The sequence below is a fragment of the Pseudoalteromonas sp. AOP7-A1-14 genome (assembly GCF_052376275.1).
Classification (GTDB): domain Bacteria; phylum Pseudomonadota; class Gammaproteobacteria; order Enterobacterales; family Alteromonadaceae; genus Pseudoalteromonas.
Window position 1 is genome coordinate 1 of record NZ_JBQSVO010000094.1, and the last position, 14,882, is coordinate 14,882.

Below are 14,882 nucleotides of genomic sequence, written 5' to 3' on the forward strand. Positions count from 1 at the left end.
TAATGCAATTACTGCGCCGCAATAAAGATTTTTGCTACAAGCTACGCCACAGAGGATTTTCAGTAAAAAAGTGAGTGTTTTAACTTAATTAAATTAGCGTGAATTATGAAAGTTCTGCTTATATTTGTAAAATCTGCAAAGTTTTAACGTAGGCAGAGATTGTTAATTTGTCACCGGCTCTTATCGAGAAATATAAGACATTGAAGCTTTTGCATTGACTTAGTATATTGTTGCTTGCCTGCAGTGACTGGATGAGCGGTGGAGTTACCTATTTATAACAGTCATGGTGCTATAAGGGAGTATAATTGTTAAAGGTGTAATTTCATTTCGAGTAGGCAAGGCTCGAAACCCAGCTTTTCATAGGCACAAACAGCCGCAGTATTGTTATTGTATACATCAAGGTAAAAATCAGTTACGTGGCGTGCTTTAGCCCACTCAATTAAATATGCCATTATTTGCTGATTTAAGCCCTGACCGCGCATATCTGGTGTAACATACATAAAGCCTAAATAACCGTGCTGTTGGTGCTGCAACTGCTGTTTAGATGTTCTGATTTGTACATACCCAGTAGCTATAATTTGGTTGTTCGTCTCACCAATGGCTAATACAGTGTTGCGATCAGAAATTAACTCTTCAAGATTATAGTATTTAGCATTTACTTGTTTTATTGCTGAATTAAGCGGCCGCTCAGCGTCAATGACAGCCTGCTCCAATTGCTTTAGAACAGGTATATCTGCTTTTGTTGCGGCTCTTAGTTTCATATTTTAAACCTTGCCTTTGTTAAGAGAGTATAAAGTCATCTATCGGTTTTTGGGTTTGCTTTTTAATCTGCATAAAAATGAAAATAATAGCAGCAATCATCATTACCATGGTTGGTAATACAATGACTGGGTAGCTTAACCATGTCATACGACCTAACTCTTCTGCGTAAGCTGTGGTGCCTGCCGGGCTTACTACAATTGCCTTAGCCAAAATATAATTAAGTATTGACGATAAGAAAAATGAGCAGGCAACAATAAAGCCTGCTTGGCGCATTTTTTTATCAAAAATAGCGGTATTATTTTGTTGTTCGAGCTCTTTGGCTAACTTTTCGGTGTCTAAGATTTCTGGGTTTATTAGCAACTTTCTTACTAGCGGGTAAGGTGTATATTGGCTTATAAGTACCACAATACCAATAATGCCAGGCACCATGGCTTCTTTAATTGCAATGTAAGATGGGTCTAACTCCAATAAGCTAATGCCGCCTGTGAGTAGTACACTAATTATGCCCAGTATCGAAAAAAAGTTTACTTTGCCAGATTGCTTAAGCTCCCACAGACCAAATAGTAGTGGAAAAGCCAGTGCTATCACCACTGCCCATACTGGGCCTAAAGTATCGGGGCTGCTAAATTTACTAAGTATAACGGCGGGTAAAACGATATTGAAAATAAGGTTACTAAAAAAATTACTCTTCTTTTTTGTGGGTTCGCTCATTGGGAATACTTGCTTAAAAACTCAATAGCAAAAGTATATCAGCTAACCTTTGGCTGCGTCACGCTATTGCAATTTTGTATTATTCGAGTTTCAGCTTAAATAGGGCTAGCACCTGCGAGCATTTGTAAGTAAAAGTAAAAGTTAATAGTTATTCATACCTACGTGCTTTTTTGGTTTTTATTATGGCGATATAGGCATGCCAACTGGCGTAACTGAGTAGTGGCATAATCACAATAAAGCCAGCAGCACCAGTGGCAAAGCCAATTGCCACTAATACAAATATACAGCCAGACCATACAATCATCGCACTAAAGTTAGTTTTTACAGCATTCATTGAGGACATAACTGCGGTCATTATATCGACACGTCTTTCCATCATCATTTGTGGCGTGAATGCAGATATAGCAAATACAGTCACTAATAAGACGCAACCAACAATTGTGCCTAAGGTTAAAAAAGCCGACAACTCTTCAAAACTTGGATTAGCATAACTTGGGTAAAGAGCATGAACAAGTGCTGCAAGGCGCATCCAAATAATCATGAGTATCATCAGTAATATTGCAAATCCCCATTCACCGGCAGGGTTTCTAAACATTGATTTTAGTGAGTGCATAAGAGTAGGTTTGTGACCTTTTTCAAGCTCCCATGCAACATCATATAAAGCTACAGCAAATGCAGGGCCTATTAAAACAAAGGCTACCGAGGCAGGAAGAATAACTAGATGCGTCCCCGTAAAAAAGGCTGAATATAGAATGGCGACGGGAATGAGGGTAAATATTAATCCATAAATAAGGCTCAATATTGGAGCTTGCGCTATATCTTTAAAAGCCAGTGCTAGCCAATGAAAAGCGGCGAAAGTATTTACTTTATTACATTCTAAACAGCGTGCAAACTGTGCTTTTTTCTCTACAGTGTTTGTTGTAGGCATTAAAGTGCTCCTTTAAAGGTACTCTTTAGGTTTAGAACAAATATCTATTGTTTACAAGTAAGCGATACGCAGCTAATAAATGGCTCGTTCAGTTTTTATGTAGCTCGTTTAAGATCTCGCAATCAATAACTTTGCCGTGGCCGCAACTGTTGGCCAAAGTTGCTAAAGATTGCTCTAACTTGGCTAACTCTTGTTGTGCTTTTCGTATGTTTTCTAACTGCTGGGCTATAATATTATCAACGTATTGGCATGATGAGCTAGGTTGGTTTTTAGCTTCTACAAGTTGCTTTATTTCATCAATAGAGATTTTTAGTTCACGGCAGCGTCGAATAAAAATAAGTGTTTTCACACTATTGTCTTGATAAACCCGATAACCATTATTCGCCCTTGTTGGCGGAGCCAGTAAACCGACGTTTTCATAATAGCGTATGGTTTTAGCTGGTACATTGGTTTGTTTTGCCAGCTCACTAATTTTCATCTTGACCTTCCAGTAACTAGAACCTTTATGATAGGTTATCGTAAATAAAGTAATTTATCAGCACTGCGGTGTTATCGCTTGAAAGCAAAGGCTAAGATTTGAAAGGTACTCATTTAGTTTATATACTAATTTTAGTTATGCATGGCTTTTTTGGCTGTGTGAGTGCGCCTTTTTATCCGCCAGATCAAGACCATCAAAGTTATTCACATATCCAGCATTTAGAGGGTCTTAGCGTAGATTCTCAAAACTCCGAATATGACCAGCAAGATCACGACATACACGTACATTTAAGTTGCCATAGTGGTTATGGTGCGTCAGTGATTATTTTTTCGTGCTTAGATGAAAAAGTCGTTGCACGAAATAATACTTTTACCAATTTAGAGCATACCCCACCGGTTCCGCCACCAAATTCTGTGTAAGTTAATTAATAGCAACTTTAAAGAGCGTTAATGCTTAACAATTTACACAGAAGAGTAGTATATGAAAATTCGATTTTTTAATGCTTGTTTGCGCAAGTACATAGCTTTTGGCTGCACATTATTTTTGGCAGCTAATGTGCATGCTGATGAGCCACTCAAGCTTTCAGAGGCATTATCTAAAGCGCTGACAGAACACCCACAATTGCAATCATATCCCTATAAGTTACGCGCACTAGAAGGTGAGCAGTTACAGGCAAGTTTAACGCCGAACCCAGAGCTGGGCGTCGAGCTTGAAAATGTACTCGGTACCGGCTCTCGAAGAGGACTTGAAGCAGGCCAGTTAACCGTTACGCTTGGGCAACTAATTGAACTTGGTGATAAACAAAACCAACGTATTGCAGTTAGTAAGCAAAAGCATCAAGAAGCAATGACCAATTATAAAATAGCCCGCTTAAATGTACTAACCGATACCGCTGATAAATTCTACCAAGTATTAAAATGGCAGCAGCTTATTGCTTGGAACGAGCAAAAAGCAGAAAAAACAAGTGACTTACTCGCCACTATTAAACAACGGGCTGCGGCAGGGGCTGTATCAAATGCAGATGTATCGCGTATTGCGTTTCAATTAGCGCAAGTAAAGTTAAGTGGTATAAGCTTTCAAGGTGAGCTTAAAAAGGCACGTTATGAGCTGAGTCAAATGTGGTTAGCACAGCCTAACTTTAGCCACGCACTTAATGCTCAACAAGCGATTAGTATTCCCAGCGAAATAAGCTGGCAGGAGGCGGTTAATCAAGCACCTAACTACTTACTGTTAGCACAGCAAGTACGCTTAAAGCAGGCTGAACTGGCATTGGCACAAGCGAATAATGTAACCGATATCAAGCTAAATGCAGGGCTTCGCTATGACGCACTAAGCGATGATAGCTCAATGGTACTAGGCTTTTCTATGCCTTTAAATTGGCAAGATCCGAACCAGGGAACCGTTGCCATGGCCGATGCTAAGCTAGCTGGCTTAACTCAGCAGCAAGCGGTATTACGTCGTGCTATACGTGCTCAAGCAGCCAGCATTCACACTCAGATGGAAGCCGACCAAGCAATCGCACTTACCTTACAAAACAATTTATTAGCGCAAGCTAAACAGATGCTCCATGACAGTGAAGTCAGTTATCAAAATGGCCAAATATCCGTGTTGCAACTGCTTGATGCTCAACATGCGTTATTTAACTCGCAGCGCCAATTGATTGAACTACGCATTAGTCAGCAGAAAAACCTTGTCGCTATGCAGCGTTTAACTGGCCGCTCATTGGTGAGCAATTTAGCAAGCAAAAGAGATTAATAATATGAATAATAAAATGACGTTTATTTTACCCCGCTTACTATTGATGATGGCTTTTTTATCAACTTCGTTTGCTTACGCAAGCTCAGAGCATGGACATGATGAGAAACATCAAGAACAAGCTACTGGGCCGCATGGCGGTATGCTGCTAGAAAAAGACGGTTTTGCTTTAGAGCTTAGTATTTACGAAGTGGGTATTGCACCTGAAATGCGCGTTTATGTTTATCAGCATGATGAACCTATGAATGTTAATAACGAAGCGTTTGAAGTGACGGACCTTCAGGTGACTCTCACGCGTTTAGGAAATAAAGTGCAAACATTGAGTTTTATTGCCGATGGCAGCTATTTAGTGAGTGAGCAAACTGTCTCTGCTCCACACTCATTCGATGTTGAAGTCAGTGCGAGTATTAATAAAACGCAATATCAGTGGCAGTTTGAGCAGCATCAAGGGCGTACAAAGCTATCAGAACGCGCAATTAAGTCAGCTAATATCAGTACTGTAAAAGCCACTAGTGGCAGTATTGAATCTAAGGAAACTCTATTTGGGGTTATTACACCAACCACCAAACGCCAATTTACTGTGATGTCGCCATACAGTGGTGTTGTTGAAAATATACTAGTTACAATTGGTGATAGGGTAACGAAAGGGCAAGCTTTATTAACGGTAAAAAATAGTAAAACGTTACAAAGCTTTACTATTAAAAGCCCCGCAGCTGGGATTATCAGCGAGCAGTTTGTGAATGCGGGAACGCTCGCATCTGAACAACCTTTACTTGAAGTGGTTGATTTATCAAAGGTATGGGTCGAGCTGTCAGCATTTCCTGAAAATATAGAAAAAATAGCCGTAGGCCAAACTGCGAAAGTATACGATTTACATAAACACTTAGAAACGAAAGGTGAAGTGTTTTACCTCGCTCCAATGATGACTGGGGGTCATATCGCACGTGCCAGAGTACTTATTGATAACAAGGAAGGGCATTGGCGGCCGGGCATGCATGTTAAATCCGATATTATTACTGGAACTAAAGATGTGGCGGTACGGATTAACAAGCAAGCCCTACAAACAATGATGAACAAGCCGGTTGTATTTACTCGTTTTGGTGGCATTTTTGAAGCGCAACCTGTGACTTTAGGCCTTAGCGATGAGAACTGGGTTGAAGTGATTTCGGGTTTGTCTGTTGGTGATGATTACGTAATTGAAAATAGTTATGTGCTTAAAGCTGATGTATTGAAAGCTGGCGCAAGTCACGCGCATTGAGGTGAAGCATGATAGATAAAATAATTTCTTTTGCGATTGAAAAACGCTGGTTGGTACTATGTTTAACGGCATTAATCGCGGCGATTGGCGTTAATAGCTTAATGCGCCTACCGATTAACGCGGTACCAGATATAACAAATATACAAGTGCAAATAAATACTAGTGCACCGGGTTATACACCACTTGAAGCTGAACAGCGGATCACTTATCCAATCGAAACCGCAATGGCTGGTTTACCAGAGCTTGACTATACTCGTTCGTTATCGCGCTATGGATTATCGCAAGTAACAGTTATTTTTAACGAAGGCACTGATATTTATTGGGCAAGGCAGCAAGTTTTTGAGCGCTTACAGCAATCAAAGGCCGAGTTACCCAGTACTATTGAACCAACGCTTGGGCCAATAGCCAGTGGTTTAGGTGAAATATATAACTATGTAATTTATGCAAAACCTAACGCCCTTAATGAACAAGACAAGCCTTATAGTGCTGAAAACTTACGGACCTTACAAGATTGGGTTGTAAAGCCACAGTTGCTTAAAGTGCCTGGTGTTACTGAAATAAATAGCATTGGTGGTTATGAACGAGAATATCAAGTGGCGCCAATACCAGGCAAGTTACTTGCGTATAAGTTAAGTATTAGCGATGTGATAACAGCGCTTGAGCTTAATAATGCTAATAAAGGCGCGGGTTATATAGAGCGAAATGGCGAGCAATATTTGGTTCGTTCGCCTGGTCAAATTGGCTCTATCGAACAAATTAAGCAGTTGGTAATAGCTAAAAGAGATGACGCGCCTGTAAGGATTAAAGATGTAGCCGAGGTTTATTTTGGCGAGCAATTACGAACGGGTGCGGCAACTTATGAAGGTGAAGAGGCGGTTATGGGGACCGCTATGATGCTGGTGGGTGAAAACAGCCGTATTGTCGCCAGACAAGTAGCTGAAAAGCTGTCGCAAATTCAGCAAAGCTTGCCTCAGGGCGTTATTTTAGAGGCCGTTTACGACCGTACTAGCTTAGTTGATAAAACCATTGAAACAGTAAAAACCAACCTTTTCGAAGGCGCGGTACTGGTGGTTGTGGTGTTATTTTTAATGCTGGGCAATGTTACTGCAGCAATAATAACGGCCATGGTGATCCCGCTTAGTATGTTGTTTGCTGTTACTGGAATGACAGCTAATAGAGTATCGGGCAACTTGATGAGTATGGGCGCGATTGATTTTGGTATTATTGTTGACGGCGCCGTTATAGTCGTTGAAAACGCGCTTAGACGATTAGGCATGGCGCAGCACAAGGCTGGGCGTTTACTTACCTTGCAAGAGCGTTTACATGAGGTTTATTTAAGTACCAAAGAAGTATTTAACCCCGCGGTATTTGGGGTGTTAATTATTATGTTGGTGTATTTACCCATTTTTGCATTAAGTGGTGTAGAAGGAAAAATGTTCCAACCAATGGCCTTTACTGTGGTAGCCGCATTACTTGGCGCGCTACTTTTCTCAATTACCTTTGTACCTGCTGCGATTGCTATTTTTGTGCGCGGAAAAGTTGTTGAGACCGAAAATCGAGTTATGCGTGGAGCGCGTAAGGTTTATCAACCGTTACTTGCTTTTTCGTTAAAACGGTCAGCGGGTATTGTTGTTTTTGCCATAATTTTATTGGCCGCAGCGGGCTTTCAAGTTACGCGAATGGGTAGCGTGTTTGTGCCTCAATTAGATGAGGGGGATATTGCAATGCATGCACTGCGTATTCCTGGTACCGGGTTAGCGCAATCCGTGGCTATGCAAAAACAGTTAGAGAATGCTATTAGTGAGCTTGATGAAGTTGAACATGTTTTTTCTAAGATTGGTACGCCTGATGTAGCTAACGATCCAATGCCTCCTAATGTTGCCGACACTTTTATAATGCTAAAGCCTCGCGAACAATGGTCTAGTCCGAATTTAAGTAAAGAAGCTTTAATAGAGAAAGTGAGATCACGAGTGGCCGATGAACCGGGTAATAATTATGAGTTCACGCAACCGATCGAAATGCGCTTTAATGAGTTAATTGCTGGCGTGCGCGCCGATGTAGCAGTGCGAATTTATGGTGATGATTTAGATACCTTAAAACAATACGGTGAAAAAGCTACTCAATTACTTAAAGGCGTAGCGGGTTCAAGTGATGTGCGTCTTGAACAGTTATCGGGACTACCTACTTTATCGGTTATTCCACAGCGTGACCATATGGCATTACTTGGGCTGAACGTTGATGATATCCATCAAGCGGTAAGTACAGCGGTGTCGGGTGTGCAAGCGGGGCTAATTTATGAAGGCGATCGGCGTTTTAAACTAATGGTAAGACTAGATAAGCAGCATTCACAAAGTCGTGAGCGCTTAGCGCAAATTCCAGTTCCCGTGCCTAACTCAGGCAATCCTGAGCTTGCTTATGTGCCGTTAGGCGAGGTGGCTGACATTCAGTTTGTTGAAGGGCCTAACCAAGTAAATCGTGAAAGTGGTAAACGCAATGTAGTGGTAACCGCTAACGTGAATGAGCGTGACTTAGCCAGCTTTATTGCCCAAACACAAACGGTTATGAATGAGCAGCTAGGGCTACCTAGTGGCTATTGGGTTGACTATGGCGGCACCTTTGAGCAGTTAGAGTCGGCGAGTCAGCGATTATCGTTGGTTGTGCCGCTTACTTTACTGCTTATTTTAGGTTTGCTATATGGTGCTTTTAACTCGATGAAGGATGCACTGATAGTCTTTAGTGGCGTGCCTTTAGCCTTGACAGGTGGCGTACTTGCTTTGGCTTTACGAGATATGCCACTGTCAATTTCGGCAGCGGTCGGTTTTATCGCTTTATCGGGTGTTGCTGTGCTTAATGGGGTGGTAATGTTGTCGTTTATCCGTCAATTAGCAGAGCAAGGCGTAGGGTTACTTGAAGCTATTCAACAAGGGGCAAGCCAACGGTTACGACCTGTTTTAATGACCGCTCTTGTTGCCAGTTTAGGGTTTATACCTATGGCACTTAATGTCGGTACTGGCGCTGAAGTGCAAAGGCCATTAGCGACGGTGGTGATAGGCGGAATAATCAGTTCAACTCTATTAACGTTGTTAGTGTTACCCGCTTTATATAAGCTAATACACCAAGGTAAAGCTGTTAAATAAGTTTTATCTTATTCTTTAAGGCTCAGCTTATGCTGAGCTTTTTTATGTTTATACTTTTTGAATCAATTTTAGTAGTTCAGCTGTGGCTGTTGCATCGGCTAGGGCGCGGTGATGATCGGTTAAATTTAAATTAAAATGGGCTGATAAATTACCTAACGAGTAAGACTTAAGCCCAGCAAATGCCTTTCGAGATTCCACCACAGTACACATTTTTGGCATTTTAAAACGGTGCCCTGCCATTTCACATTCTTTACGTATAAAGCCGTAATCAAAATTAACATTATGGGCAACAAAAATACTGCCTTTGAGTTTCTCAAGCAAGGTATCTACTATCTCTGCAAAAGTTGGAGCGTTATACACCATGGCATCAGTAATGCCGGTTAAAGATACGATAAACTTAGGGATACGTTGTTGTGGGTTGACTAGGGTTGACCAACGTTCAATAACCTCACCGTGCTGTAATTGAACAAGGCCAATTTCAGTTATTCTATTATCACCTTTTAAACTACCGGTGGTTTCAATATCGACCACACTGTAAATTTGATTGGGGTTTTTAAACCACTTAACCGCAGCAATTTGGACATTAAATCCGGTTGCTTTTAAACAATCGATAGTCGTTAATTGGTTGCGTCTTAATTTATCTCCTGGTGCTTTTACTTCTTCAAAGTGGAGTTTATGGCTGTTTAACACCATTAAATCAGGGTAGCCATCTTTGAGCTGCATAAAGTGCATAGTCATATTTTTTAGATGATTTTTTAATACCGGTAATGGGCTATTTAGTATCAACACCTCTATGGGGGCTAATAGCTCGTTGTGCCAACGAAATAAGCCATTTGGATGCGCAAAGTAGGAAGCTGCATTTTTATATACATGCTTTAATAAATCATTGGATGAATGCCAGTTTGCTAACAACTCTTCAATTTGGGCTGATTGAGTTTGATAGAAACTGTCAGTTTTTAATGCTTGTGGAAATAAATCAAACTCATTGCAAGGTGCCGTGGGAGTGTCGATATAAAGTGGCTGCCAAAATACCAAACCAAACAAGCTTTGCCATAAGGTGTTTTCGGTATTAAAGACGGTCAGTCCTTGCTGGGTGTAGAATTCATTAACACCTTGCTCAACATCGCCTCGGTAAATTTCGTCTATTTCTAGCACACACTGTGTCTCAGCTAACATGGTACTTAAGCGAGAACGGGTTTGCTTATTAAACTTACGCATTAAAAAGTCGTCAGCAAAGTAGAGTAAATCATCATTGAGCGGGTTGTCGATGATTTTTTCAAGCTGCGTCTTTGCCCACTCTTTATTACCTTGGCGGTACTGTTCGCGTATTTGAATTTCAATGGCGGCAGCACTATCTTCGCAGGCCTCTAAAATACTAAAGCTTGAAGCGGAATCCACTTTCTTAAGCTGTTGGTGAAGTTGTAAGAGCAGTTTGTTTTTTAGGTTCACAGCCAGTACACCAACGGCTTGCTGCTCAATGACCGCAGTCGCTAATTGTTGGTAATCGCCCTCACTTTCTGCATTTTTAAATGCAAGTCGATAGCGATTTAAAATGTAGTTAGCGTGTGCCTGCGCTAAGGTGTCAAATCGGGCTAGACTTTGAGTGTGATTCTCTCGCGTGGTGGTAAGGCCCAAGTCACGCATCACAAAACTATTTTTATGGTTAATATCACTATTGCTTAATCGACCAATGTATAAAAACTCAAAATATTCATAAACGTCGCTGCGGTTATTAATAATAAATTGCTTGTATAAAGGGGTTAAGTGCTCTGATTTTGAGGTGAAAAAGTCACTAGCCTGTGTGATTAGCTGCGTTTTTGAAGCACTTTTCTTAATAGCAGGTTGAATATCAAATGGGGCAAGTAGCCCAAATAGCACGGGTTTAGTTAAGTGTGCGAGCAGCAGATTATATTGATTATCATTAGGATGAGCGACTAATTGAGCGGCTTTTAATTCTTCAAGTGCCTGTTGAGGTTGTGTTATTTCATCATAACTGAGCGTGTTTATTGCAATAAGCAAGGGTTTGCGTGAGTAAATACGCGCCAGCATACACTGACCTTGCTCAGTCAATTGGTTTACTTTATTAATAAAGTCACGATGTTTTGACTCTAGTAAGTGTGTGCATTGCGTTTCAATAAAGGTTATTAGCTCTTTGAAGTGGGCTAAGTAATATTTTGCAGGTAACTCTTTTTTCATAACACACACCGTAACTGTATAAAAAAACAGTATCTAGTATTTGTGTTAACTAATCAAGCACGGGTTAATCGCTGAATTGCTTTAGAATGTCAGCCATAATGCGATTGTTATATTGATGGACAATGCGTTGACTTTTAAAAAGCTGGGGTAACTCAATTAGCAAAACGATGATAATTAAAAGTATGCCAAAACTATAAATAGTCAGCAGGCCAATAAGCATTAGTGTTAAATTCACTGCACCTCGTTGAAATTTACCTAAATAGAAGTGATGCAAACCTGCGACAAAAAACCAATTCAGTACCGCGTAGGTATCAGGGTCTTTAATGTGACGCTTTTGTAGTTGGTAAAACTGCTTACGTTGCTCATTAGGTAATGCATTCACTTTAGCGCGCAGTTGTTCTTCTTGTGCGTTTAGTTCTTCTGATGTCATGAGGTTAATAAGCCTTAAGGTAGCGGATCTGATTTAACGTTTACGCAGTCAGGGTCATTGCAACGCCGTATTCTTTTAAGGCCAATATAAAGACCTTTAACCAGCCCATACTTAGTAATTGCTTGATGAGTAAACTCTGAGCAGGATGGGTTGAAATTACAACTAATATTAAAATGCGCTTTAGAGCCGCCATTGTATTGATAGCGGCGAATTGCATTGAGTACAAGTGCTTTAAGCACGGTTTCTGCCTAACGTTAAGATCACAGCTTCACGTGACCAAAAAAGCCAAAACCGTTTACTTTCGATAACCTGAAACACTAACTGCCAGCCGTTTTGCGCCTCATCATTGAGTGTTGCTTCTAGGCGTTTAAGAGGTAACCCACTAGAGCCAAGTAGTAATGTGCCACAGCCCCCTTCAACAACGTGCATTACTTTATATTCATTAAAATTAGACATGTGTTTTCCTTATTAGTTGGTATTTTATTTAGGGTTTTAATACTTAATTCATCTACGGCTAATTTAAAAGTTAAAGCTTAATATAGCATATTTTCATGATTTTTAACGATGTAGGTGCAACTCTGAAGTGCATAACTGCCAAGCAGCTATCGCAGCCATATTTTTAGCTGTCAATTTGGCGAGCGCTTTATATTCGAGATTTTTCTCGGCCTATCATTGAGCTCTACTATTACATTTCCATCTGCTAATGACGATACATTTTGAAGTCTATCGATTTTTGCCAATATTACCGTTAAAATCCATTTTTATTTTACCTCGTTGCCATTAGCAATAAAGAGCTGAATTTTTTAGAGCTTCTTCAGTGGGAAGGTGCACTCGTTATTGGCTATTCTTTGCTTGTGCTGTTTATTTTCTAAAAGCCCTTCACACTGCGCTGGAATTTTTAAATTACCTATTGGTATTTAAGAGTTGCGCTTTAGTAATCGTTCACTCACTAGTAAGGCTATAGCGATAGTGCTAGCTAATAACATGCAGAAGATAAAAATAGTCGTTATTCCATTACTAAAGAACTCCAAAAACGATGTTAAAAACTGCCCAGAGAAAACCGCCATCGTAAAGTAAGAAAGATTGCGGCCTCTAACCGAAGAGGGGCTTTTCTGTACTGTTAAGTGGTTGAGTAGCGGAATACTAAAACCAAAGCCAATACCACTAAAAATAGCGCCTAATATTAAAATTATTAACTCATCTGCAGAGCTAAAGCATAAATAAGCGAGGGTATAAGCGCTAAAAGCAATAGCAAGTAACTTAATTTCGCCGATGCGTTGTTCAAATTTAGGTATAAAGTGCGCAGTAATTACTGCAATCAACGATATAAATGCTAATAGATAACCGATCACTTGCTCAGTAAAGCCTTGAGCCGTCATGCTCTTTGGCAGCAAAATAAATGCAGAGAAAAAAGTAACCATTGCCAATAAAGTGACTATGTAGACGCCTATTAAAGGTAAACCTTTGTTTGAGAGTTGCTCTGATGCACCTGAATCAATTGGCTCTGCTAGTTTTGGCGACTGTTTTGGCACCCACAATAACAACATAACTAAAAATACCCACGCAATTAAATACAGGCTCAGAGGAAGTCCCCAATGGATAGCCGCAAACTGTCCACCAAGAAACAGAAAGATCACACCACCAAGCTCTATTGCCATTCCTTGTTTGGCGATCATAGCTAAACGGGCTTTTGCTACATACCACTGTGAAATAAGCACAGTACCGCTGGCCATAACAATCGCGGTGACTGCGCCAAGGAGTATGCGGTTTATAAATACCAAAGTGGGACCATGAAGCCAAAATACTGCAGCGCCAACAGCACCATATAAAATTAAACCAATCACTAAGGACGGGTAAGCGCCATATCGATCTATTAATTTACCTGCAAATGGCGCAAATAAAATAGCGCCAAGTGATGGTAGAGTAATTAGCCAAGCGGCATGCTCAGTTACGCCTAATGCGTTAGCAATACTTAATAAACCTGGAGCTACTAGGGAGCCCACCATAATTGTTAAGCTGGCGATGCACAGTAAAGTATAACTGCCAAGTTGAGATAGTTTACTCATGATAGTTCCTGCTTTTAGGGGCAAATTTATTGAATAGTAAAGCAATCAATATGAAAGCAAGGCTTACACTGGCCACTCCTGGCCAAGCAAAATATTGATAGGCTTTTACACCTGTAATCGAGCCTAGTGCACCACCTAGGTAGTAACCCAACATATACACACCGTTTATACGGCTTTGTGCTTGAGGATCAATTGAAAATACCCTGACTTGATTTGCAACTTGAGCACTAAATACACCAAAGTCGATCAAAATAATACCAACGATTAAGGCCACTAAACTGCTTACGTAAAGTCCTGTAATAATAAAACCGATAGCAATAAGCGCCAAAGCAATTTTTACCATTGCTTTGGAACCTATTTTATTAACCCATTTACCAGATGATTTTGCGCCAATTACGCCCGCCAATGCGATAACACCAAATAAACCAGCTTGTTGGGCATTGTAATTAAACGGCGCATGACTAACATGAATAGCAAGGGTTGCCCAAAGAGCATTGAAAGCCGCAAACCAGCTAGCCCCAGCTAAGGTAAAAATTTGCAGCGGCTTGTGCTTTTTATATAGTACAAACGTACTTTTGAGTAACTGTTTATAATTTAAACTAGTATGTGCCGTGTTATGAGGGAGTAATTTGTATAGCAGTAGGCCAAATACAGCCGCAAGCAAGGCTGACATTGCAAATACAGCGCGCCAACCAAAATACTCGGCCACTGAGCCACTGAGCGTTCTTGATAGTAATATACCTACCGTTAACCCCATCATTAATGTGCCCAACGTTGCGCCTTTTTCTTCAGGCTTAACCATCGATGCCGCAAATGGAATAAGCTGCTGAGTAATATTAGCGCTTAAACCAATTAGGAATACACTGACTAATAATACAACTAAATTAGGAGCTGCAAAGGCAAGAGTAGATGACAAAACAAGCAAAATAGAGAGAATACCAATAACTCGTTTTCTAGGGAGTGAATCACCAAGTGGTGATATAAATAATAGCGCTGCGGCATAACCAAATTGTGTTAGCGCAACAACACTTCCGGTTTTTGCATCCGTTAAATTAAATTCACGAGCTATCAGTGGCAATATTGGCTGGCTGTAGTATAAATTTGCAGCTGTAGCGGCAATTGCTGCGGTCATTAAAAATAATAACATTTTACTTATAGAAG

Annotated in this window: 14 protein-coding genes; 4 read left to right on the top strand and 10 right to left on the bottom strand. The window is 40.5% G+C overall.

Features of this window, described 5'->3' with window-relative positions; genetic code table 11:
- Positions 1-308 precede the first annotated feature (308 nt).
- The 4 genes from ACT3RM_RS13545 to ACT3RM_RS13560 all read right to left on the bottom strand — a co-directional run bounded on the left by ACT3RM_RS13545 (position 309) and on the right by ACT3RM_RS13560 (position 2,879).
- A complete protein-coding gene (locus ACT3RM_RS13545) occupies positions 309-761 on the bottom strand; it encodes a GNAT family N-acetyltransferase (protein WP_441835706.1) in 453 nt (150 codons plus the stop codon).
- Between the two features lie 19 nt (positions 762-780).
- A complete protein-coding gene (locus ACT3RM_RS13550) occupies positions 781-1,473 on the bottom strand; it encodes a VC0807 family protein (protein ID WP_441835707.1) in 693 nt (230 codons plus the stop codon).
- 148 nt (positions 1,474-1,621) lie between these two features.
- Entirely contained in the window at positions 1,622-2,401 is a 780-nt protein-coding gene (locus ACT3RM_RS13555; protein WP_441835708.1) for a DUF2189 domain-containing protein, read from the bottom strand.
- A gap of 88 nt (positions 2,402-2,489) precedes the next feature.
- Complete coding sequence (locus tag ACT3RM_RS13560) at positions 2,490-2,879, bottom strand: Cd(II)/Pb(II)-responsive transcriptional regulator (protein ID WP_441835709.1); 390 nt, start codon at positions 2,877-2,879, stop codon at positions 2,490-2,492.
- 98 nt (positions 2,880-2,977) lie between these two features.
- On the opposite strand from ACT3RM_RS13560, the gene ACT3RM_RS13565 reads away from it, so the two are divergent.
- From ACT3RM_RS13565 to ACT3RM_RS13580, 4 genes are all read left to right on the top strand, one after another.
- The gene (locus ACT3RM_RS13565) at positions 2,978-3,298 is read left to right on the top strand and encodes a hypothetical protein (RefSeq protein ID WP_441835710.1); all 321 of its coding nucleotides are present in this window, start codon (positions 2,978-2,980) and stop codon (positions 3,296-3,298) included.
- A 61-nt stretch (positions 3,299-3,359) separates the two neighbouring features.
- Positions 3,360-4,634, top strand: a complete 1,275-nt coding sequence (locus tag ACT3RM_RS13570) for a TolC family protein (protein ID WP_441835711.1) — start codon at positions 3,360-3,362, stop codon at positions 4,632-4,634.
- Positions 4,635-4,638: 4 nt separating this feature from the next.
- Complete coding sequence (locus tag ACT3RM_RS13575) at positions 4,639-5,892, top strand: efflux RND transporter periplasmic adaptor subunit (protein ID WP_441835712.1); 1,254 nt, start codon at positions 4,639-4,641, stop codon at positions 5,890-5,892.
- Positions 5,893-5,900: 8 nt separating this feature from the next.
- Positions 5,901-9,029, top strand: coding sequence for an efflux RND transporter permease subunit (locus tag ACT3RM_RS13580; RefSeq protein WP_441835713.1), 3,129 nt, complete (start codon positions 5,901-5,903; stop codon positions 9,027-9,029).
- A gap of 48 nt (positions 9,030-9,077) precedes the next feature.
- Here ACT3RM_RS13580 and ACT3RM_RS13585 read toward each other — a convergent pair whose 3' ends face one another.
- The 6 genes from ACT3RM_RS13585 to ACT3RM_RS13610 form a co-directional block, all read right to left on the bottom strand.
- Positions 9,078-11,225, bottom strand: a complete 2,148-nt coding sequence (locus ACT3RM_RS13585) for an exonuclease domain-containing protein (RefSeq protein WP_441835714.1) — start codon at positions 11,223-11,225, stop codon at positions 9,078-9,080.
- 64 nt (positions 11,226-11,289) lie between these two features.
- On the bottom strand, positions 11,290-11,655 hold the full coding sequence (locus ACT3RM_RS13590; protein WP_441835715.1) for a TM2 domain-containing protein: 366 nt from the start codon (positions 11,653-11,655) through the stop codon (positions 11,290-11,292).
- A gap of 14 nt (positions 11,656-11,669) precedes the next feature.
- Positions 11,670-11,894: a membrane protein insertion efficiency factor YidD gene (gene yidD / locus ACT3RM_RS13595; RefSeq protein ID WP_441835716.1), complete on the bottom strand. Its 225-nt coding sequence runs from the start codon at positions 11,892-11,894 to the stop codon at positions 11,670-11,672.
- Positions 11,887-12,111 carry a DUF4177 domain-containing protein gene (locus ACT3RM_RS13600; protein ID WP_244390307.1) on the bottom strand — a complete coding sequence of 75 codons (225 nt, stop codon included), beginning with the start codon at positions 12,109-12,111 and terminating at the stop codon, positions 11,887-11,889. Before ACT3RM_RS13600 ends, yidD begins: the two co-directional genes overlap by 8 nt.
- Positions 12,112-12,572: 461 nt before the next feature.
- On the bottom strand, positions 12,573-13,721 hold the full coding sequence (locus ACT3RM_RS13605; protein WP_441835717.1) for an MFS transporter: 1,149 nt from the start codon (positions 13,719-13,721) through the stop codon (positions 12,573-12,575).
- Positions 13,714-14,882, bottom strand: a 1,169-nt coding sequence (locus ACT3RM_RS13610) for an MFS transporter (RefSeq protein WP_444511390.1), incomplete at its 5' end; no start/stop codon positions are given. The genes ACT3RM_RS13610 and ACT3RM_RS13605, both read right to left, overlap by 8 nt.